General features: G+C 56.6%; 23 protein-coding genes. 9 read left to right on the top strand and 14 right to left on the bottom strand.

All coding sequences use genetic code 11. The features are described from left to right. The first annotated feature begins 354 nt into the window (after positions 1–354). Complete coding sequence (locus tag GOW09_RS05320; protein ID WP_152457802.1) at positions 355–723, top strand: group 1 truncated hemoglobin; 369 nt, start codon at positions 355–357, stop codon at positions 721–723. Continuing rightward, the gene (locus GOW09_RS05315) at positions 720–1778 is read left to right on the top strand and encodes an adenylate/guanylate cyclase domain-containing protein (protein ID WP_171116220.1); all 1059 of its coding nucleotides are present in this window, start codon (positions 720–722) and stop codon (positions 1776–1778) included. The genes GOW09_RS05320 and GOW09_RS05315 overlap by 4 nt, the downstream gene beginning before the upstream one ends. Positions 1779–1783: 5 nt before the next feature. Here GOW09_RS05315 and GOW09_RS05310 read toward each other — a convergent pair whose 3' ends face one another. From GOW09_RS05310 to guaA, 9 genes are all read right to left on the bottom strand, one after another. Further along, a complete protein-coding gene (locus GOW09_RS05310; RefSeq protein ID WP_170344749.1) occupies positions 1784–2398 on the bottom strand; it encodes a TetR/AcrR family transcriptional regulator in 615 nt (204 codons plus the stop codon). A 113-nt stretch (positions 2399–2511) separates the two neighbouring features. After that, positions 2512–3381, bottom strand: a complete 870-nt coding sequence (ppk2, locus tag GOW09_RS05305; protein WP_171116218.1) for a polyphosphate kinase 2 — start codon at positions 3379–3381, stop codon at positions 2512–2514. A 49-nt stretch (positions 3382–3430) separates the two neighbouring features. After that, complete coding sequence (locus tag GOW09_RS05300) at positions 3431–4384, bottom strand: alpha/beta fold hydrolase (RefSeq protein WP_171116216.1); 954 nt, start codon at positions 4382–4384, stop codon at positions 3431–3433. Further along, positions 4374–5291 (bottom strand): homoserine O-succinyltransferase, encoded by a 918-nt coding sequence (gene metA / locus GOW09_RS05295; RefSeq protein ID WP_171116214.1) that lies wholly within the window; start codon positions 5289–5291, stop codon positions 4374–4376. The genes GOW09_RS05300 and metA overlap by 11 nt, the downstream gene beginning before the upstream one ends. Positions 5292–5327: 36 nt before the next feature. Next, on the bottom strand, positions 5328–6200 hold the full coding sequence (locus tag GOW09_RS05290) for an ATPase (RefSeq protein WP_171116212.1): 873 nt from the start codon (positions 6198–6200) through the stop codon (positions 5328–5330). A 48-nt stretch (positions 6201–6248) separates the two neighbouring features. Further along, a complete protein-coding gene (locus GOW09_RS05285) occupies positions 6249–7145 on the bottom strand; it encodes a DMT family transporter (protein ID WP_171116209.1) in 897 nt (298 codons plus the stop codon). 101 nt (positions 7146–7246) lie between these two features. After that, complete coding sequence (locus GOW09_RS05280; protein ID WP_171116207.1) at positions 7247–8407, bottom strand: OmpP1/FadL family transporter; 1161 nt, start codon at positions 8405–8407, stop codon at positions 7247–7249. A 126-nt stretch (positions 8408–8533) separates the two neighbouring features. After that, positions 8534–9439 carry a DMT family transporter gene (locus GOW09_RS05275; protein WP_371808017.1) on the bottom strand — a complete coding sequence of 302 codons (906 nt, stop codon included), beginning with the start codon at positions 9437–9439 and terminating at the stop codon, positions 8534–8536. 204 nt (positions 9440–9643) lie between these two features. Then, positions 9644–11203, bottom strand: a complete 1560-nt coding sequence (gene guaA / locus GOW09_RS05270; RefSeq protein ID WP_171116205.1) for a glutamine-hydrolyzing GMP synthase — start codon at positions 11201–11203, stop codon at positions 9644–9646. A gap of 93 nt (positions 11204–11296) precedes the next feature. Here guaA and GOW09_RS05265 point away from each other — a divergent pair, with 93 nt between their 5' ends. Next, positions 11297–11746 (top strand): GNAT family N-acetyltransferase, encoded by a 450-nt coding sequence (locus tag GOW09_RS05265; RefSeq protein WP_171116203.1) that lies wholly within the window; start codon positions 11297–11299, stop codon positions 11744–11746. 114 nt (positions 11747–11860) lie between these two features. Further along, positions 11861–13405, top strand: coding sequence for a trimethylamine methyltransferase family protein (locus tag GOW09_RS05260; protein ID WP_171116200.1), 1545 nt, complete (start codon positions 11861–11863; stop codon positions 13403–13405). Here GOW09_RS05260 and GOW09_RS05255 read toward each other — a convergent pair whose 3' ends face one another. Beyond that, the gene (locus GOW09_RS05255; RefSeq protein ID WP_256368136.1) at positions 13406–13693 is read right to left on the bottom strand and encodes a DUF6477 family protein; all 288 of its coding nucleotides are present in this window, start codon (positions 13691–13693) and stop codon (positions 13406–13408) included. Between the two features lie 252 nt (positions 13694–13945). Here GOW09_RS05255 and GOW09_RS05250 point away from each other — a divergent pair, with 252 nt between their 5' ends. Further along, positions 13946–15025: a DUF6456 domain-containing protein gene (locus tag GOW09_RS05250; protein ID WP_170344552.1), complete on the top strand. Its 1080-nt coding sequence runs from the start codon at positions 13946–13948 to the stop codon at positions 15023–15025. A gap of 49 nt (positions 15026–15074) precedes the next feature. On the opposite strand, the gene GOW09_RS05245 is transcribed toward GOW09_RS05250, so the two are convergent. Further along, a complete protein-coding gene (locus tag GOW09_RS05245) occupies positions 15075–15623 on the bottom strand; it encodes a peroxiredoxin (protein WP_171116196.1) in 549 nt (182 codons plus the stop codon). Between the two features lie 263 nt (positions 15624–15886). Between GOW09_RS05245 and lipA the strand changes: the two genes are divergently transcribed. Both lipA and GOW09_RS05235 read left to right on the top strand, forming a co-directional pair. Beyond that, positions 15887–16837, top strand: coding sequence for a lipoyl synthase (lipA, locus tag GOW09_RS05240; RefSeq protein WP_171116194.1), 951 nt, complete (start codon positions 15887–15889; stop codon positions 16835–16837). Continuing rightward, a complete protein-coding gene (locus GOW09_RS05235) occupies positions 16834–17985 on the top strand; it encodes an amidohydrolase (protein WP_171116191.1) in 1152 nt (383 codons plus the stop codon). The genes lipA and GOW09_RS05235 overlap by 4 nt, the downstream gene beginning before the upstream one ends. An 11-nt stretch (positions 17986–17996) precedes the next feature. Here GOW09_RS05235 and GOW09_RS05230 read toward each other — a convergent pair whose 3' ends face one another. Both GOW09_RS05230 and hpt read right to left on the bottom strand, forming a co-directional pair. Then, a complete protein-coding gene (locus tag GOW09_RS05230; protein WP_171116189.1) occupies positions 17997–18449 on the bottom strand; it encodes a hypothetical protein in 453 nt (150 codons plus the stop codon). A gap of 24 nt (positions 18450–18473) precedes the next feature. Further along, positions 18474–19016: a hypoxanthine phosphoribosyltransferase gene (gene hpt, locus GOW09_RS05225; protein ID WP_152457820.1), complete on the bottom strand. Its 543-nt coding sequence runs from the start codon at positions 19014–19016 to the stop codon at positions 18474–18476. A gap of 72 nt (positions 19017–19088) precedes the next feature. Here hpt and GOW09_RS05220 point away from each other — a divergent pair, with 72 nt between their 5' ends. Further along, positions 19089–19535, top strand: a complete 447-nt coding sequence (locus tag GOW09_RS05220; protein ID WP_171116187.1) for a type II toxin-antitoxin system RatA family toxin — start codon at positions 19089–19091, stop codon at positions 19533–19535. 37 nt (positions 19536–19572) lie between these two features. Further along, entirely contained in the window at positions 19573–20865 is a 1293-nt protein-coding gene (locus tag GOW09_RS05215; RefSeq protein WP_171116185.1) for an MmgE/PrpD family protein, read from the top strand. On the opposite strand, the gene pyrC is transcribed toward GOW09_RS05215, so the two are convergent. Continuing rightward, entirely contained in the window at positions 20862–21899 is a 1038-nt protein-coding gene (gene pyrC, locus GOW09_RS05210; RefSeq protein ID WP_171116182.1) for a dihydroorotase, read from the bottom strand. The genes GOW09_RS05215 and pyrC overlap by 4 nt on opposite strands. Between the last annotated feature and the right edge of the window lie 32 nt (positions 21900–21931).

Here is a 21931-nt window from a genome sequence, read left to right as displayed (position 1 = left end):
GAGGACACGCCGTATTGAAACCAAATTCTCTTTGAACGGCTACTTCTGGGGGGACCAGAGGAAAATTTCCTCCAGAAGGGCGGGCTGCTTGCGTTCAAAGCTGATCCGGCCCAGCCCATCAGAGCGCTTTAAGATCAGTCAATAGATAATCCTGCTTGGTGTAACTTTCCTTCGTTTCCCATTCTCAAAGAACGTATGAAGGGTCCTCTTCGGCCTCAGCGATGCTCTGGCAGGTTTTCCTGTGCGGAAAGACGGTTTTGGATCCTTCCGGGCCAGAAAATCATAAGCGTTAACAAAAATATCGATTTGATATAAAGTTGTGGGGTTATTGATTGGTAACGCGCGGGTATTCGTGTGGCACAGACACTTTATGAAAAATATGGCGGTTTTAAAACGATCAGCCGGGTCGTGATGACCTTCTATGAAATGGCTTTGGATTCGGATGAGATCGGCCATCATTTCGAAGACATTGATATGCCGCGCCTGATCGACCATCAAACCAAGTTCGTCTCGTCTTTGATTGGCGGACCCGCATCCTTCAGTGATGACAGGATCGAAGCAGTTCATCGGCATCTAAACATTTCGCACAACGAGTTCGACGTCATGGCCGAGCTGTTTGGCGACGCGCTGAGTCAGCATGGCATGTCCGATGGAGACATCAAAACTGCGCTGACCGCAATCGAAGGCAAACGTTCGATCATAGTCACTCGGAACGCGGCATGAGCATTCTGGCGATAAACGAGCAATTGCTGCGTGCGATCGGAGTCGGCGTCGCCGTGGTGCGCGCATCCGACCTGCAATTCGTTTTTCACAACGGGCCTTTCACGGAGTGGTTCGGCACTCCTGAAAAGGGGAGTACCCTAAGCGACGTTCTGTCGGATCTCGACCCCAAAGAACTGGAGGATGTAAAGCAGTCCGGCCTTCGGTACTCGGTCGAATTGCAGATAAAGCCGAAACGCAGGACCTTGATCTTTGCAGTCACGGTCTCACTGGCCAATGGCTTGTCCGAGCAGGTGCTGATTGTGGAATGTCAGAACATCACCCGCATTCGAGAATTGGAAAGCATGATCGACAGCTATTCCACCATGGTCGAGCGCAACACCCGAGAGCTTGAGCGCGAAAAGGAAAGAGTGGAACGGCTGTTGCTGAACCTGATGCCCCGAGCCGTGTATGAAGAGTTCAAGACGTTCGGCGTTGTCACACCGCAGCTGTATCAGCAGGTTTCGGTAGTGATGCTGGATTTTGTCGGGTTCACGGATTTTGCGGCCAAGACCGACCCGACGGTCACCTTGAGTGAACTGAACGACATCTTCACGGCCTTTGACCGGATCGTGGAACAATTCGGGTGTGAGCGGATCAAAACGATCGGAGATGCTTATCTGGCCGTGTCAGGTATGCCAGATCCAACACCGGATCACGCGACCGCCGTGGCGCATTGTGCGGTAAGGTTCCTGCGCTATCTCGAACGCCGCAACGAAAGCCATCCGCATAAGTGGCAGGCCCGGATCGGATTGGGGATGGGTGCGGCGGTTGGATCGGTCGTGGGCATTCAGAAATATGTCTATGACGTGTTTGGCCCTGCCGTAAACATCGCATCCCGGTTGCAGGTCTTTGCCAACCCCATGAACATCGTGGCCCCGGAAGAGATGAAATATGCCCTGATCGACGAGTTTCAGGTCTCGGAGCTTGGGTGCGTTGATATCAAGGGGATGGGTGAGATGGATCTGATCAACGTGACATCGGGCTTGAGTATGCCGCAGGGCAGTCGTTCGTTCTGACCGCGTCACTCATCCTGGGGGATCAGACCCAGACCGCGCAGGTAGATGCCGATACCGCTTTCCAGCAAATCTTCGGGGGGAAAAGGCGAAGTTGCGCCGGTGTTTCGGGCATACAGCTCGACGACTCCGTGGCTCATCGCCCAGATATGGGCGCTGAACATCGACGCGGGCGGGCGCTTTTCCGGCGGAATATGCTGGGACAGGTCCGCGGCCGCTTTTTCAAGAACGGACTTCGCCCGATTGGCGGCCAGGGACAATTCGGGCGTGCGGTTCAGGGATATTCCACTTTCGAACATGGCGATGTAATGCCCGGGATTTTTGCGCGCAAAGGCCAGATACGCACGCCCCGTTGCTTCAAAGGCGGCAAGGGCTGAAGGCTGTCCTTCGTCATAGGCGTATTGCATCAGGTCTGCGAACATCTCAAACCCCTGCCGGGCGGCTTCGGCGATCAGGTCCTCGCGCCCTTGAAAATGACGGTAGACGGCGGCAGGCGTGACACCGGCAGTTTTTGCGGCCTCGGACAACGTGAAACCGGTTGGGCCCTTGTCTTCGATCAGGGACAAGGCAGCCTCGATCAGGGCTTGCTTCAGGTTTCCGTGGTGATAACCGCGTTTCGTCATCCCGGCCTCAGGTGCATTGATTGGGTGTTGGAAGACAAGGACATAGACCACCGATGCATTGTCGTCCAATACATGCTCGTGATGGCATCAACAGGGCAGGGCAGAGCGGCATTTTATGCCTCCCACACGTCCGGGCCACCGCAGATACGGGCATCAACCTCGCCGATACTCTTCTTGTCCTTCTCATCATAGTCCAAGGCATGCAGAACCGTTCGGATGGCCGCAAGGCGTGCGCGTTTTTTGTCGTCAGAACGGACAATTGTCCACGGGCAGGCATCAGAATGCGATCGGGTCAGGGTTTCCGAGATCGACTGCGTGTATTCGCCCCATTTGCTCAGCCCGGCCACGTCGATCGCGCTGAGCTTCCATTGCTTCAAAGGGTCGTTTTCGCGCGCAAGAAAACGGTTCAGTTGTTCTGCACGACCGACATTGAGCCAGAATTTGAAAAAATGGATGCCGTCATTCACCAGGCCCGTTTCAAGTGGCAGGACCTGACGAAAGAACCGCTCACGCTGTTCCTGTGTGCAGAAACCAAAGACATTCTCGACGACGCCTCGGTTGTACCAACTGCGATCAAAGAACACGATCTCTCCTGCGGCGGGCAGATGCGGGATGTAGCGCTGGAAATACCATTGGCTGCGTTCGGCGTCTGACGGCTTGCTGAGAGCCACATTGCGCGCGCCGCGGGGGTTCAGGTTTTCGCGAAACCGCTTGATGGTGCCACCTTTGCCTGCGGCATCGCGGCCTTCGAATATGATGGCAACCCGCTGGTCGGTTTCCTTGACCCAGGATTGCATTTTGACCAATTCAATCTGAAGCAGGTTCATCTGCTCATCATAATCCTTGGTCTTCAATTTTTCGGAATACGGGTAGGTCGGGTTCAGGATATCGCCCTTTTTCGCGTTTTGAATCTCTTCCCGTACAGATTTGGGCGCGTCTTTCCGAAAATACTTCTCGATTGAGCCTTTTCCTGACCGGGCCATATGTCACCTCGCGATAAAATCCATATCTGACTATGGATTAGAGCGTGGGCTAACGCAAACCCGCGCGCTGCGCCGCGCGATCTATCGCGGCGGCAACTTCGGGTGCTGCGACCACCTGTGGCATATGGCCGACACCCGGTAGCTCGATCAACTCGGCCCCGGGGATCTGTTCGATCAGGCGTTCAGAATGCCATTCAAGACCAACGGTGTCATCGGCCGTTCCGTGGATGATTTCCGTCGGAACGGAGATCTCGCCATATCTGGGTTGCAGACGGGTAATTTCGTCCAGCAGGTTGGCGCGCTGCTTGGCGTTTGCATGCATCGAGCCACGCCGGATCGTCAGCCCGGGCCCGAAATGTTCCGCATAGCCTTCGGGCGCCGTTTGCGGTGCAAAAACTTTGTCCAACGCCTGTGTGACGTACCATTCGGGCACGAAAGAGCTGATCAAGGGCAAGGCCAGCAGATTGCCCGCCGTGGTTGACGCAAGTCGGTTGAACCCATCCAAGGGCGTTTCCCATGGGATAGCGGCCGGGGCGATCAGAACCAGAGCCGAGATATTCTCGGGTCGGGTCACGGCCCAGGCCAGCGAGACCGATCCGCCATAGCTCTGCCCGGCCACGATGGGTTTTTCCGCACCAAGCTGAGCCGCCGCCCGTTGCAGGATATCCGCCTGTTCAATGATGGTTTCGCCATCCGGATTGAAGCTTTCGGAATAGCCCAGGCCCGGTCGGTCAAAAACGATCACGCGGTATGACTTGGCCAGAATGGGGGCCAGCGCAAAGGTCATGTCGCGCGTGTTCCCGCTGGAACCGTGGATCAGAACGACATCAGGGCCGTCCCCCATGACCACGGCGTGCACGGCGATGCCGCCCACATCCAGAATCCGACCCTCGGGGGGGAAAGCCGCCTCGGCCAGCGCTTCGTTCCGGGCGCTTCGCCAGGTTGTCAGTATGACAAGGCCCAGAACGGCCAAGCCAAGTGATATCAGGACTTTAGTGGCCAATTTTCGTTATGTCGAAAGGCGTGGTCTGATAGATTTCGTTGACCCAGTTACCGTACAGCAGATGTGCATGACTGCGCCACCGGTTCTGCGGCGTTTTGGTTGGATCATCATCTGGGTAGTAGTTTATCGGCACGTTGATAGGCGTGCCGTTGCTGACGTCCCGATCATATTCCTGTTTCAGCGTGTCACTGTCGTATTCGAAGTGATTGAATATATACAGCGCGCGATGGCCGGGATCTTCGACCAGACAGGGGCCGACATCGTCGCTGCCCAACAGGGTCCTCAGCCCGGGTGCGCGATCGATTTCATCCTGTTTCATTTCCGTCCATCGACTGACCGGAACTACGCAGTCATCCGAGAAACCGCGCAGGAACGGAGACGCCGGGTCCAGGTTGCGATGCCGGAAACACCCAAAGGCTTTTGCGTCCAGCATGTGCTTTTTGACACCGTGAAAATGGTTGATCATCGCCATCCCGCCCCAGCACACACCAAAGGTGGAATGTACGTTGGTTTGGGTCCAGTCGAAGATCTCGCTGATTTCGTCCCAATAGGTGACATCATGAAATTCCAGATGTTCGATCGGGGCACCGGTGATGATCAGGCCGTCGAATTTCTGATCCTTGATCTCCTGAAACGGGCGATAGAACTCGGACATATGCTCTGCGGCGGTGTTCTTGGTCCGGTGTTCGGTCATGCGGATCAAAGACAGATCGATCTGCAACGGGGTTGCCCCGATCAGACGCGCGAACTGGTTTTCGGTCTGGATTTTCTTGGGCATCAGGTTCAGTAATCCGATGCGCAGCGGGCGGATGTCCTGACGCATTGCCTGATCTTCGTCCATGACCATGACGCCCTCTTTGGTCAGGACGTCAAAAGCAGGCAGTTCCGATGGGATTTTGATGGGCATGTGTCAGGCTTCTAAGAGATCAGTGAAAACTGATAGTTAGGCGTTGTTGCGCGTGGTCTCAAGTGTGTGTTCGATCAACTCATCGAAATCGGCGGCATCGCGAATTTTTCCGATGTCGTTGGCGGCAATCGTCACGCCCCAGTTATTCGCCATGGCTTCGTAACGCGGCTGGCGGTGTGCCAAGGCCTGTGCATAGGTCCAACGGACGAAATCATCGGGATCCACATCCGCTTCTGAACAGCCTTGCAGGTCCAGATAATCTGTCCACGCCTTGGTCAGGAATTCGGCCTGATAGGACATCGGCTTTGGGGCTTTGTCAAAACGGCGTACAAGCTCTGCCGTGTGTTCCTCATCCCCCTTCAGCCAGATCATCAGGGTGTGTTGCGAAAGCTGGGACAGTACCCGATCGTTCGGATCTTCGGGGTCTACCCATTCGCAGATCGATCCACCGGTGTCGCAGATGAAATGGGGGTATTTGTACAAACGCTCGGCCCGGTCGATGAAATACTCGGTATCCAGCAGCGCGTGTATTTCGGCCAGCCGAAACTGTTCCTGCCTGCGGCGGTATTCCGGCATCTCCAATCCGCCAAGGGCAGGGTTGCCCGGTTTGCCCAGATAGGCTGCGACCGGAGTCAGATTCGCGAACGAGATATTAGAGCCGATGTAAATGGAATCCGACAGGAGCAGGTCACGCAAGAACGGGACTTTCATCGCCTCGGCCTTCGCATTGTCGGTGATGTACTCGCCCATGTACCGGGTGCCGATGCGATAGTCGATCGAGTAGTGAAACCAGTTCCCCGAGTCCCGAAGTATGTTCGAGACATATGTCTTGCCCAGACCGGACATGCCAAAGAACAGCACCTTCTTGCGGCTTGCCGTGCGCCAGTCTTTGGCTGAATTGTAGATCATCTTGTGCTGTCCCTTTTTTGCCTTTGCTAAATCGGGCAGCGCACGGCGTCAATCACGGCGGCCAGCTCGGTTCAATACCAGAAGACCCATGGCAAGGATGACAAAGCCGAAATAGGCATTCGGCGGCAGCGCTTCGTTCCGCAGAATTGCGCCAAGCACGATGGCGACAGGAGGGATAACAAGCGTCACCAGCATCAGGTTGCCGCTGCCCGCCATTGCCAGGACTCGATAGTACAAAAGATATGCCCCCGCTGTTGCCACAATGGCGTAATAGCCAATCGCAACCCAGGTAATCGCGGGTAGGGCAAGTGTTGGCACCCCGTCCGTCATGAGCGCCAGCGGCAGGATCAGCACAGTCGAACCGGTCAGCATTCCTGCTGCCGCGACTACGGGATGAAGGTCAGACAGATGATGCCGCGCCCAAGCCGCCGCAAAAGCATACGACAGCGTTCCGGCCAACACGGCAAGCTGCGCTGTGTTTTGCAGGCTGAAAGACGTGAAGGTCTTTAGTCCGATCGTGATCGAGACACCGAGAAAACCCAAAACGACTCCGATAACCCGGGCTTGTGTCAAACGCTCATCTTTGAAAAACAGCGCCGCAACCAGAACGCCAAAGATGGCTGTGGTCGCGTTCAGAATGGCCGTAAGACCAGAATCGATGTAAAGCTGACCCCATGCCATCAAGCTGAACGGGATGACATTGTTCAGCAATCCCATGATCAGAAATGCACCCCAGATGCGCACAGAGCGGGGCAGCGAAAGCCCCTTGCCCCAAGCCACCAGCCACAGCACCAGCATCGCCCAGAACGTGCGGTGCAGAACCGATGTCATAACGGGAATGGAGTCCAGAGCGATCCGGATGGCTACAAAGGATGCGCCCCAGATGACGGCCAGAAGAAGAAGCTCGACCCAGGCGCGCCGAGAAAGGTGTTTTTGCGTGTTCATGGCCGCACAATTTCATTCATTCGACAGATATACGACCCGAAACCTGCGCATAAAAAAGGCCCCGCTGATACAGCGGAGCCTAAGATGAAAACACCTTGGATTTAGTTCAGAGCGTAAGTGATCTGAAACCCAACACTCCAGGCGCTATTGCCGCTGAAGGTGGCTGTTTGCCCAAAGGCGCCATCTGCCGTTGCATCACCGATGTCAGTGTAGCGTACGCCACCGGAAATTTTGGCATTCTCCAACGAATATGTTCCGCCCAGACCAACGCTCCAGAACCCGTCGGTCGGGCCGAGGTTGGATACAGGAGTACCCTGAGAAGACTCATAGCCTAGTGTTACAGCACCGCTGAACTCTTCCGAGAATTGATACCCCAAGCCCAACGAATAGGTGAAGGTCGCATCGTCGTAGTCAACAAGGTTGCTGGTCGGCGGGTAGTTTGGCGGGTTGTACACCAGCTGTGGCCAGTCGACCCAACGAACAGAACCAAACAACAGCGTTTTAGGCGCGACGCCCGTCTGAAAGTCTAGGTTGATCGACTGGGGCGTCTCAATTTCGCTGTTTGTGTTGAAGGTGGCCACGGTCCCGGGTGGAATCGGAGGGAACGGTGGTGGGTTCAGAGATTCTGTTTGCGATAGATCGTGGCTGATCTTGGAGTTGTATGTCAGTGACACACGTGCTGCGATTTCCGGTTTCTCCCATGCAACCCCGATAACGTAGCCGAATGCAGTGTCGGCATTGGTGTCAACCTGGTACCCTGCTGCAAGCGGGACAGTGACAGAAGCCTTCACACGCTGTGCTCGAATACCGCCGATTGCGCTGAACCCGCCATCGAATTTGTAACGCAGCAATGCCGTAATGGCGTCCGTGTCTGCTGTAGCCCTCAAAACATCGGTACGACCACCCGGAATAGGGTTGATCGAAAGAGGGTAGGTGTTTGCGTATTCAATGTCGGCCCCAAAGGGCTGGTCATACATGATCGCGAAATCGAGCTTTTCGGTCAGTGACGTTTTATAACCCAGATGCGGTGTGAAAAAGTCGTTCGCAACTTCTCCGGAATCGACCGGCTGCCCGATGTTTGGTCCAGCCAAAGCAGGCATGGTGCCCGTTACGCTGGGGTTGGTGTATCCCAACCGGAACTGGACTGCTGACCCTTCTTCGAAGATCAGGTTGATGCCCTGACCACTTCGATCCAGGCCGCCTGCGTATCCTGCCGTCGCTCCAACACACAAAGCGCAGGTCGCGAGTAGTGTTTTTTTCATTCTGTCCTCCCTAACAATCTCAGGCGGGTTTCAATGGCGTTTGGCTGAGTGTTACGAACGCCTATCCCGTGTATGATGAGCGATACTCTCTTTTTGGTTACTTTAAGGTCAACTGGTGACGGTGCGTTACGTATTGCGACTACTGTTTTCAACTGTTGCTAAACTGTTACGGCTTTCAGACCAGATATTCAGGAATATTCCTGAAAAGATGATCGCCGCACCGATCAGAACCCAATGGTCAATGGGTTCGTGGTACAGGATCATTCCGACCACAGCGATGGTGGGAAGCCTCGCAAAATCAAATGGGATCACAACTGTCGCCGGGGCGATCGCCAGCGCGTTGGTAATGCAGAAATGTGCCAGCAGCCCCGCCAGACCGACCAGAACCAAAAACGGAGCGGTTTGCGCCGTGGGCAAGGCAATCTGCCCATCAAAACCGGCTGCGATGGCCCCAAGCACCGCCTGCATGGAAGTAAGCCAGAAAACGATGCACCCGATGCTGGCAAAACGAGTGAGGTTTTTTGTTGTAATCGTTGTAAATGCGAAGAAAATCGCAGACGCGGCTGCGGTAGCAAGGCCAGGGCTTAAAGGCGCACTGCTTGGGCGCGTGACAATCAGAACACCAGCAAAACCGATAAGTGCTGCCGTTATTTTGAGGGGCGTCAGACGTTCGTTCAGCAGCAGCGGCGACAGCAGGATCACCCAAAGCGGCTGTGTGAATTCCAGCGCGAATACCTGCGCCAGAGGCGCAACAGCGACCGCATAGAACCAAAGATTCTGCCCTGTGAAATGCAGGGTGTTTCGCAGGGCGTGCAACCCCAGGCGTTGCGTGGAAACCTGAATCCAACCTCCTGTGGCCGTGAGTACGAGGGCGACAACAAGAAACCCGACGAGGCTTCGATACATCATGATCTCGAAGGTGTCGTGCACGAGGCTCAATTCGCGACCGGCAACCGCCATCGAGGAGAAGGACGCGATGGCTCCGGTCATCCACAAGGCGGCCTTGAATGTGTTTTTTTGTGTCTGATTCACGTACCGCACCCCGGCCTGGCCGCGCGGTCACGGCCTCGATATCGGGGCTTTCGCTACGCGATCAAAAAGATTGAATTCGTTGAATCATTGAAACGCTTATGAAGCGTCAGGTTCAAGGCCGTGCCCGACTTTTTCAGGCACGGCTAGGGAAGATTTCCCGGGATCGGGTCGTTTTGGCGTCGAACGAGGTTGCGTTTTACCGGATCATTCCCACTCGATGGTTCCGGGGGGTTTCGAGGTGATGTCATATGTGCATCGGTTGATGCCTTTGACCTCGTTGATGATCCGGGTTGCCGTTTCGCCAAGGAACTCATGGCTGAACGGATAGTAATCCGCCGTCATCCCATCGACCGAGGTGACGGCCCGCAACGCACAGGCATAGTCATAGGTGCGCCCGTCGCCCATCACGCCGACGGTGCGGACGGGAAGGATGGCAACGAAAGCCTGCCAGATGTCATCATAAAGCCCGTGTTTGCGGATCTGATCGATGTAGATCGCGTCGGCCTCGCGCAGAATCTCCAGCTTTTCGCGGGTGATCTCGCCAGGGCAGCGAATGGCCAGACCCGGACCGGGGAAGGGGTGGCGCCCGATGAAGCTCTGCGGCAGACCAAGTTCGCGACCCAAGGCACGGACTTCGTCTTTGAACAATTCGCGCAGCGGTTCGACCAGTTTCAAGCCCATCTTTTCCGGCAGGCCGCCCACGTTGTGGTGGGACTTGATCGTTACGGAAGGCCCGCCCGAGAACGACACCGATTCGATCACATCGGGATAGAGAGTGCCCTGAGCCAGGAATTCGGCGCCGTCGATGGTATCGGCGTGTTGCTGGAACACGTCGATGAACAGCTTTCCGATGATTTTGCGTTTGGTCTCGGGGTCGCTCTGACCTTCCAGTTCGCCAAGGAACAACTCGGATTCGTCGGCGTGGATCAACTGAATGTTGTAGTTGTCCCGGAACATGCCGACGACTTCTTCGGCCTCATTCTTGCGCAGCAGCCCATGGTCGACGAAGACGCAAGTCAGCTGATCCCCGATTGCTTCGTGAATAAGGATCGCGGCAACCGAGCTGTCAACGCCACCGGACAATCCGCAAATGACCTTTTTGTCTCCGACTTGTTCGCGGATCTTGCGGATCATCTCTTCGCGATAGGCGCCCATGGTCCAGTCGCCCTTGAACCCGGCCAGCTTTACGAAGTTTTCATACAGTTTCGCGCCTTTTGGCGTATGGTGTACCTCGGGGTGAAACTGCACGGCATAGAAGTGCCGCGATGGATCGGCCGTGATCGCATAAGGTGCGTTGGGCGAGGTTCCGAATACCTCGAACCCCGGTGCGATTTCACTGACATGGTCGCCATGGCTCATCCAGACTTGTTCATCGCCGTCCGCGAACCAGCCTTCCAGGATATCCAATTTGTCTTTGGGTGTAACAAATGCCCGACCAAACTCGGCTGTGCCATGGCCACTTTCGACCTTGCCGCCAAGCTGATGCATCATCACCTGCTGACCATAGCAGATGCCCAGAATCGGAACGCCGTAATCAAAAATCTCTTGCGGGGCGCGGGGCGAGCCCTCGCGCGTTACGCTGTCCGGACCGCCCGAGAAAATCACGGCGCGCGGCGCCATTTCCCGCACGAAATCCATCGTGACATTCTGGTAAGGGTGAATTTCACAATAGACATTCAGCTCGCGCAGGCGGCGGGCGATAAGCTGCGTAACCTGGCTGCCGAAGTCGATGATCAGAAGGCGGTCGTGGGATGTCTGGGTCATAACCGGCTCATAAGTTGCAAGCCTTGCATGTGCAAGCGGTATGGCGTCATTTGGTACAAAAGCTGAGTCAAACCGGTGGAAAGATCAGGTGCCATGTCAAAGATCGAGTTCAGAACGGCTGATGTGGCGGATGCGGATAAGGTAACGCGGTGCCTGGAAAGTGCTTATGCAGATGCAATGAGCCGGATCGAAGATCTGCCGGACGTTACTGCCGGAATCGCGGATGACATCAAGACCCATCGCGTCGTGGTTGCGATATCCGGCGGTATAGTCGGGGTCATCGTTTTTGACCAAGTTGACGACGCAATCATGGTGTACAACCTTGCGGTTGCGCCCGAAGCCCAAGGGCAGGGGGTTGCGCGGCAATTGATGCAGTTTGCCCAAGAAGAAGCACAGGCGCGGAATCTGTCCAAGTTGAAGTTGCGAACTCATAAAATGATGAAAGACACTATTGCGATGTATCGGCACATGGGCTGGAAAGTGACGGATCAGGCGCGCAGCGGCCTTACCATGGAGAAAGCGTTGGCGGCCGATCCTGACTGACCGGCCTGGGGCGGCAATGTCGCTTTTCCCCCCAGAGCGCCGCAATCCCTATGCTTGAGTTCCGGCAAACCTGTATCAAAACGCTCAATCTAACCAATCAGACGGGATTTTCTCATGGCAGAGGCAAACACCCGGCGCAGGGCGAGAGGTGGCGGTGGCGCTGCCCGCCGTGCCGAGCGTACCGCAGTTCGTATCGAGACTGCGAAATACATCGAACGCAACATTCCGAATTTCGAGATCCTCAACGAAGAGGCGCTTGAGATTATCGAAAACAACGCTGAAACCGTGCTGGAAGAAATCGGCGTCAACTTTGTCGACAATCCAGCCGCTTTGGAACGTTGGCGCGACGCAGGCGCGGATATTGACGGTGAGCGTGTGCGCATTCCGCGAGGTCTGGCCCGTGAACTGATCAAGACAGCCCCCAGCCAGTTTACCCAGCACGCCCGCAACCCCGAAAAATCGGTTGTGATCGGTGGCCGCAACATGGTTCTGGCCCCGGTCTACGGTCCTCCGTTCGTGCGTGATGCACAGGGTGGTCGACGCTATGCAACCATGGACGATTTCAACAAGTTCGTGAAACTTGCCTACATGTCCAAGTGGTTGCACCACTCGGGCGGTACGGTGTGCGAGCCGACCGACATTCCGGTGAACAAGCGCCATCTGGACATGCTGAAGGCGCATATGACCCTGTCGGACAAGCCTTTCATGGGCTCGGTAACCGATCCCAGCCGGGCACAGGATTCGGTTGAAATGTGCGAAATCCTGTTCGGCAAGGAATTCGTGCAGGAAAACACCGTGATGACCTCGCTGACCAACATCAACTCGCCGATGACATTCGACGATGTGATGATGGGCTCGTTGGAGGTTTATGCGCGCAACAATCAGGCCTGCATCATCTCGCCCTTCATCGTGGGCGGAGCGATGGCGCCGGTCTCGGTGGCCGGTACTTTGACCCAGGTTCTGGCCGAGGTCATGGCCGGCGTTGCCTACAGCCAGATCATCCGTCCGGGTGCCCCCGTGATCTTCGGTGCATTTGTGACATCGATCGATATGAACTCGGGCGCGCCGACCTTCGGCACTCCCGAAGCTGCGCATATCACTTATGGTGCCGGCCAGCTGGCACGTCGTCTGAACCTGCCATACCGGTCGGCCGGGTCGTTCTGCGGCTCGAAACTGCCGGATGCGCAGGCAGCTTATGAAACAGCGAATTCGCTGAACATGGGTCTGCTGTCGGGCGTGAACTTCATGCTGCATTCCTGCGGTTGGCTGGAAGGCGGTCTGGTCGCCGATTTCGAGAAGTTCGTCATGGATGCGGATCAGTTGGGAGTGCTGCATTCACTGGCCAAGGGCGTTGCATATGATGAAAACGCGCAGGCCATGGACGCAATCCGCGAAGTCGGTCCGGGTGGTCACTATCTCGGTTGTGCCCACACGCAGGCCAACTTCAAGGAATCCTTCTGGAAATCCGAAGTGCTGGATTACAAGCCATATGAAACCTGGCAGGAAGAAGGCGCGCGTGACACACGGGCTTTGGCGACGGCACGGGTTGAACATTTGCTGGCCAATTATCAGCAACCCCAGATTGACCCGGATATCGCAGCGGCGCTGGAAGCCTATATCGCCGAGAAAAAGGCCTCCATGCCGGATGCATTCGGTTGATTATTGAAGAACCGAGGCGCGGCTGGCCTGATACAGCTGCGCCTCACCCAACAGCGCAATAAGAAGATCCAGATGCCGCACCAATGAATAGGCGGCATCATCTTCTTTTCGCAGTTCATTTATCTCTCTTTCCATCTCGAGCAAACGCAGAAGCGCCTGACCTGAACCGGGCAGCGACCCGTATCCCAGGATGCGTTGCAGATGCCTGTCCCGATTGTAATCCCGCGCCCCGAATCTGGCAGCACGCGCCAACATGCGTGGGCGGCGGAGGGTTGCGATCATTGTCATCAGGTCCTGCATGTCATGTGTCCCTTTTCAGAAAATTGATGGGTCCTGTTTTGCACAACCTAAGCGGGTGTTGCCTTAGTCAGAGTCTCCCCGAACGATGGTTTCACGACTGTTTATCTTTTTGAATCAAATCTGGTTCTTGCCTTGTGTGGTTAACGAACGAGTAACGAATGGACCTCTAGTTAGATTTGGTTAACCCACATTCCGAGGGCGAAAAGTGGCAGTTTGTTTTGTCGACGAGGGCAAATAATTATGGAAAACAACATGGCTTTCACCATTCCGGCATGGGTTCCAGAAGGGGCGCAAAGATACCTTGCTCATACCGAGACCGGTCGCTCGATCCGCGATATCGCGCGATCAGCCGGGTGCCATGCGTCAACTATCCTCAGGCAAATTCGACGCATCGAAATGCGCCGCGACGATCCATTGGTGGATGCGGCGTTGCAATCGCTTGCAGAGACACATTTTTCAGCTTCGGATTGCGCCGACGGTCCGGCAAGCGGGTCAGAAAACGCGGCTGAAGAAGAGTTTGAAAATGAGGCACTGCGTGTGTTGCGCCGCCTGAGTGAGACGGGTTCGGTCCTTGCCGTGGCCGAGGAAATGGACAAGGCGGTCGTCGTACGCGACACTGGCAATGCCGGGGCAACAAGAACCGCGGTCGTAGAGTGCAGGATCGCGCAGGCCTTGGCCTTGAAAGACTGGATAACCTGCGACAATCCCGGTCGTATTTCGCGATATCGGATTTCCGCAGCCGGGCGAACGGCGCTAAGTCACTTGATCGCCAAGGCAGAAAACAAGGCGCGTGCCGGGACTGACTTTGGTTTTGCCGAAGCTCAAACTCCCTTTCAGGGCAGGTCTTCAGGCGGGTCCGCCGAGCGGGTCAAGCGCATTCGGTACAGTGCCGCGGAAAGCCCGTTGATTGCATTGTCGCGCAGACGGGATCGTGACGGAAAACCGTTTCTGGATGAATCCCTTGTCAGCGCCGGCGAGCGCTTGCGCGAAGATTTCGAGCTGGCACAGATCGGGCCTCAGGTTTCACAGAACTGGGATCGTTTTCTGACGACAGGTGGTCGAAGCAGCTTTGACAGTGAAAGCCATGGAGGAAAGGGGGTTTCTGATGCGAAGGACCGCGTTGCTCGCGCCTTGTCCGACCTGGGGCCGGGGCTGAGTGATGTTGCGTTGCGATGCTGTTGCTATCTGGAAGGGTTGGAGCTGGCGGAAAAGCGAATGGGTTGGTCAGCACGGTCCGGAAAGATCGTCCTGCGGATCGCCTTGCAACGGCTGAAACGGCATTATCAGGAACAGGCGGAACGAGACCGGATGATCGGCTGAACAGAAAAAAAGGCCCGGTGTATACGGGCCTTTTCTTTGGATTTGCGGCTTAGGCCATTTCAGGTTCTGCCGACGCCTTCAGGTGCTTCATCAGGTTTTCCGGCGAGGACACGCCATAGGGGTCTTCCGGGCAGTTATCCATCAGCCCGGGCTCTTCGAACCACGCCTCGACAACGCCATCATTGACGATGGCCGCGTAGCGCCACGAACGCATTCCGAAACCCAGATTGTCCTTTTCGACCAACATGCCCATTTTCCGGGTGAACTCCCCCGATCCGTCGGGGATGACTTTTACGTTCTTCAGGTTCTGATCCTGGGCCCATTTGTTCATCACGAAGCTGTCGTTGACGGACATGCAGTAAATCTCGTCGATCCCCATGGCCTTGAAATCGGCATAGCCGTTCTCAAATCCAGGCAGCTGATAAGTCGAACAGGTCGGGGTGAACGCACCCGGCAATGAGAACAGGATCACGCGCTTACCGGCGAAATAGTCGGCTGTCGTCTTGTCTTCCCAACGGAATGGGTTTGGTCCTTCGATGGAATCGTCGCGGACGCGGGTGTGAAAGGTCACGTCGGGCAGTTTTGCGCCGGTTTTCATAGTCAAACTCCTGTGATTCACATGTGATTTAGGTGTGAATTAAAACAGTTCTAAACCGCATTCAATCGCGTAAACGCTGCGATTGCGAATAAGGCCAACGTCTTGCTAGATGTTGAAATTAAATTGCAAATACGAATACGCGCATGATGTATTTCTGCGCTTGCGAGGGTACAACGCATAGCGGCTATGCGCCGCTGGTCTAACACCGCGCTTCTGACTATGTTATGAGCAAGAAGAGTTGACCCAAAGTCAGGAAAACGACCGTGCGAGATCTGAAGATCCCCGAAGAGCGCCATCCGGAAAAAGCCCATCGTCCGGACAATGCACAGCCCAAAAAGCCGAACTGGATCAGGGTCAAGGCACCTGGTGGCAAGGGCTATGCGGATACGCGGCGGATCATGCGCGACAACAATCTGGTGACGGTCTGCGAAGAAGCGGGGTGCCCCAACGTAGGAGAATGCTGGAGCCAAGGTCATGCCACCATGATGATCATGGGCGAGATTTGTACGCGCGGCTGCACCTTCTGCAACATTGCAACCGGTCGCCCCGACGACCTTGACGCGTTTGAGCCGGGTCGCGTGGCCCATGCGGTCGAAAAACTTGGCCTGAACCACGTGGTGATCACCTCGGTGGACCGTGACGACCTGCAAGACGGCGGGGCCGAGCACTTTGCGCAGACAATTCGCGCGGTACGTCATCGTTCTCCGAAAACCACGATCGAGATTCTGACGCCGGATTTCCTGAAATGCGACAGCACGGTCCTTGAGATTGTGGTCGAAGCGAAACCGGATGTGTTCAACCACAATCTGGAAACGGTACCGGGTCTCTACCCCGAAGTGCGCCCGGGGGCGCGGTACTTTCATTCCCTGCGTCTGCTACAGCGGGTGAAAGAACTTGATCCGTCGATCTTCACCAAATCGGGCATCATGGTCGGGTTGGGCGAAAACGAACAGCAAGTGCGTCAGGTCATGGATGACATGCGCGCGGCGGATATCGATTTCCTGACCATCGGCCAGTACCTGCAACCGACACCGAAACATCACGGAGTGGATCGGTTCGTAACCCCAGAAGAGTTCGCATCTTACGAAAAGGCGGCTTATGGCAAGGGGTTCCTGATGGTATCCGCGACGCCTCTGACCCGGTCTTCATACCACGCGGGCGACGATTTCGCCCGGCTTCGCGCGGCCCGGCAAGCAAAGCTACAGCAAGCGTGACGCCGGAGCGGATCGCGCAGCTCATCCGCCTGCGCCACGAGTTTCACCAACAGCCAGAGCTTTCGGGGCAGGAGGAGAATACCGCGGCGCGGGTTGCGGATCTTTTGCGCCAAGCGGGTGCGGACAGGGTTTTGTGTGGCATCGGCGGGCACGGTGTTGCGGCGGTTTACGAAAGCGGTGTTACCGGCCCCACAGTTGGAATTCGATGCGAGCTGGATGGGCTGCCAATTCAGGAACTCTCGGATCTGGAATATGCATCTCAGATTGCAGGCAAAGGGCATCTGTGCGGCCATGATGGCCACATGGTGATGGTTCTCGGGGTGGCGGAGGCGTTGAAGGAACAGCGCCCAAAATCTGGCCGCGTGGTTCTGATCTTCCAACCCGCCGAGGAAACCGGACATGGTGCGATTGCATATCGGGCCGATCCTCAGTTCGCTGAGGTTGCCCCTGACATCGTGCTGTCTCTGCATAATTTGCCGGGGCTGGAGCTGGGCGCGGTGGAACTGTGTGAAGGTCCCGCGAATTGTGCCTCGCGCGGGATGCAAATCGTTCTGACAGGCAAAACCTCACACGCAGCGGCCCCTCAGGACGGCGTGTCACCGGCAGTTGCATTGTCCACGTTGATTCCGGCATTGGCCAACTTGGGGGCGGGTGGCGACTTGGATGACACCTACGCTTTGACCACGGTCACCCATGCCACTCTGGGCGAGCGCACAGTCGGTGTCGCACCGGGACAGGCCGAACTGTGGGTGACCCTGCGTACGGTTTCGGACGCGCGGATGGAAAGCCTGATGACCGAGGCCGAAACTCTGGTCAAAAACACGGCGGAGGCCGAAGGTCTGGCGTTCGAAATCAGCTATGACGAGGTGTTCGAAGCCTGCGTCAATGACCGTGAAACCGTTTCGGTTTTGGCCAAAGCCTGTGCCGATCGGGGCGTCGCGTGCAGGCTGGTCGATCAGCCACAGCGTTTTTCCGAAGACTTCGGCCAATTTGGCAAAGGCGCGCAGGCGGCCATGTTCTGGTTGGGGGCGGGGCAGGACCATCCGCAACTGCACAACCCGGATTACGATTTCCCGGATGCGCTTATTCCGATTGGAACCGGGGTTTTCCTGAGCGCGATTGATGTCGCACTTAGCAACAACTACTAGACGCCATCCACTTATTTGACCAGATCACCAACGATTCCAAAGGCTTCTATAACTGTCTTTGTATCATCAGATATCGAGAGTATTTCATCATCCACCCGGATATAGCGCTGGCCGGGCCCCAAAGGCTTGAGCTTCCAGTTGTCGAGATCGTCGATATAGTCAAAACTCAGATCACCCGGCAGCTTCTGCCCGCGCGTGTATCTTTTGATTTGACCGGGCGGTACGGCTTTGCCGTTTGACTTGATGGATTTCTCTACCTTGTTTTTATTGGCACCTTGCCCTTTGCCCTTGTTGTCTTTTGCAGCACCCGAACTTGCAAGTGCTACGATCGCTATAACGACGCCGGCTGTCGCAACTACACGCTTCATCCATAATCCTCCCGAGCTGATAGGAAGAGTAAGGGCGCGCAAATAAGTTTGTCTATTATTATTCGGGTTTTTGAATTTGAGGCGCTGGGTAGCCACTCAAATTGCCCGGGTAAAGTGCGGCTAGTCCTCGGTAAACCGGACTTTGCCGATAAACGGCAGGTTGCGGTTGCGCTGAGCGTAATCGATCCCGTAACCCACGACGAATTCATCCGGAATTTCAAAGCCTATCCAGTCTGACCGGAAATCAACTTCGCGACGGCTGGGTTTGTCGAGCAGGGCAATCGACTTGAGCCGTTTCGGCTTGCGGCTGCGGAGCAGGTTGGTGACGTGGTTCAGCGTGTGTCCGGTGTCGACGATATCTTCGACCACCAGCACGTCGCGGCCTTCGATGGCGCCGCGCAAGTCCTTGAGAATGCGTACTTCCCGGCTGCTCTCCATCGAATCGCCATACGAGGACGCCTCAAGGAAATCCACTTCGATCGGCAGGTCCAGTTCCCGCACCAGATCGGCGATGAAGACGAAACTGCCGCGCAGCAATCCTACGACGACAAGCTTGTCCGTGTCGCCGAACTCATCCGTTATTTCGCGGCATAACTCTTCGATCCGCGCCGCGATGGCCTTGGCCGAGATCATCTCATCTATCACATAAGCGCGGTTAGTCATCGCAGCCCCCTTGATCTTTGGCGCGCAACATACGACATGACGCGCCATTGTCACCTGTAAATACCGGACATCATGCCAATCCATTCGGAAACCCGCCACCTGCCATACACAGCCCAGCAGATGTATGATCTTGTTGCGGATGTGGGCAGCTACCCAAAGTTTCTGCCCTGGTGCGCCGCGGCCCGGATCCGCAAGACCTATGCGGTCGGTGCGGCCGAGGTGATGGAGGCCGATCTGGTCATTTCGTTCAAGGTGTTTCGCGAACGGTTCGGCAGCCGGGTGACCCTGTTTCCAGATCAGAAGAATATCGATACCGAGTATCTGGACGGGCCTTTCAAATACATGAAATCCGACTGGCAGTTCGAGGACGCGCCCGACGGGGGGTGCAACATCTCGTTCCATGTGGATTTCGAATTCACGAACGCCATCCTTCAGGGGATCATCGGCGTTGTGTTTAACGAAGCCATGCAGCGGATCGTCCGCGCCTTCGAGGCGCGTGCGAAAGAACTCTACGGCTAGGCCTTTACGCGGCAAGGGCGCACGCTAGACTGCGCTCATGACGGATTTCACAGCAGCATTGGCCACCTTCGCGGCCGGCCCGGTTTCAACGACGGCTCAGGCGCGGATTGTCACGTCGCTGTCCGTTCTGGATTGGATGGCGGTTGGTCGTGCAGGGGCGTCCGAGCCGGTGTCTTGCATAGTTCGCGATATGGTTCTGGCCGAGGGCGGGAACGCTCAGGCCCATCTGTTCGGAGGGGGCGCGGCCCCATTGCGCGGCGCAGCTTTGGTGAATGGAACCATATCCCACGCGCTGGATTACGATGACACGCATTTCGCGCATATCGGGCATCCGTCAGTCGCCATCCTGCCTGCGACCCTTGCCGTGGCCGAGTGGGATGACCGCATTCTGGTTGATCTGCTCGAAGCCGCGCTGGTCGGTATGGAAACGTCAATCCGTGTCGGCCTGTGGCTGGGCAGGGGGCATTATCAGGCCGGGTTTCACCAGACAGCGACATCCGGTGCATTCGGGGCCGCTGTCGCCGTGGGGCGGTTGCTTGGATTCGACAAGGTTCAGATGCGGTCCGTATTGGGTTTGACGGCAACGCGCGCGGCCGGGTTGAAGGCCCAGTTCGGAACAATGGGCAAGCCTTACAATGCCGGGCTTGCCGCTTCGGCAGGGGTCGAGGCGGCTGTGCTTGTTCAGCGTGGATTTCAACCCAACGCCGACGCGCTGGAAGGCACGTATGGATTTGGTGCGACACATCAGGGTGCAGCGGATCAAGGCGCGCTGGATGGTTTGGGCGATGAATGGTTGTTCGAAACGGTAAGCCACAAGTTCCACGCCTGTTGTCACGGCCTGCACGCGGCGTTGGAGGCGGCGCGCGCGCTGGACATCGCGGAACCCGAAGTGGCCGAGATCAAAATCAAAACCCATCCCCGTTGGATGAGTGTGTGCAATCAGCTTTCGCCCACAACCGGGCTGGGGGCCAAGTTCTCTTACCGGACGGTCATCGCAATGCAGGCGCTGGGTTATGATACGGCTTTGCCGGGCAGCTACACCGACAAGGTCTGCGCGGACCCGCGCATTACGTCTCTGCAAGATCGCATCACGGTCGAAGCGGAAGAAAACCTGTCGGAAACGCAGGCGCATCTGGCCTTGCTGCGTCGCGACGGTATCCGCCGCGAGGCGACGCATGACCTGCTGACCCCAATGTCGCTGTCTGACCGCGAGGATCGTGTGCGCGCCAAAGCGTCGAAGCTGATCGGAACGGATGAGGCGGACGCGATCTGGTCGATGCTGCGCACCGGCGGTCGCGCCCGTGATCTGGCCGAACGTATGGCGGGTTAAGCCACGCGCCAGTGCAGCGGAAAACCGGGGTCGAACACCGTGACAGGTCCATCGCCCGTGTCGATCTTTGACGGGTATGCAACCGGCTCGCCTTTGGTCAGGGTAATCGTCTCTTCGTTCACAGGCAGGCGGTAGAAGCCCGGCCCGTTGAGAGAGACGAACGCCTCGAGCTTGTCCAGTGCACCTTCGCGGTCGAACATCTCGGCCACCAGAGACATGGTATTCGTCGCGGTGAAACACCCCGCACAGCCGCAGGCCATTTCTTTGTTTGCATCCGTGTGCGGAGCGCTGTCCGTGCCCAGGAAGAACCTCGGGTCGCCCGAGGTGGCGGCAGCCAGCAAAGCCTGGCGATGTTCCTCGCGCTTGGCGACCGGCAGGCAATAGTAATGCGGTTTGATCCCGCCCACCAGAATATGGTTGCGGTTGATGATCAGGTGGTGCGCGGTGATCGTCGCACCCAGATCCGTTTCGTTGGCTTTGACATAGTCCACGCCATTGGACGTGGTGATATGTTCCATCACCACGCGCAGACCCGGCGTCGATTTTCGGATTGGGTCCAGAACGCGGTCGATGAACACAGCCTCGCGGTCAAAGATGTCGATCTCGGCGTCGGTCACTTCACCATGGACACACATGGGCAGGCCGATCTCGGCCATTTTCTCCAGAACCGGGCGCACTTTGTCAAAGTCACGCACGCCCGAGGCCGAATTGGTCGTGGCCCCTGCGGGGTACAGCTTGACCGCTTTTATCAGCCCGCTGGCATGGGCGGCGGCGACGTCCTGCGCATCTGTATCCTCGGTCAGGTACAGAGTCATCAGTGGCTCGAACACCATGCCGTCGGGCAGGGCGGCCAGGATTCTGTCGCGGTAAGCGGCGGCCTGATCCCCGCGTACAACGGGCGGCACGAGGTTCGGCATAATGATTGCACGGGCGAAATGACGTGCAGTTTCGGGCAGAACGGCCTGCAACATGGCGCCATCGCGCAGATGCAGATGCCAATCGTCGGGGCGGCGGATCGTGAGGGTATCAGTCATGGCCTTCCGCTAGCATAGCTGCTCCGAAAGAC

This window comes from Ruegeria sp. HKCCA5463, assembly GCF_013034175.1.
Taxonomy (GTDB): domain Bacteria; phylum Pseudomonadota; class Alphaproteobacteria; order Rhodobacterales; family Rhodobacteraceae; genus Ruegeria.
Note: the sequence above shows the minus strand (reverse complement) of the source record. Positions and strands in the feature narration are given on the sequence as shown.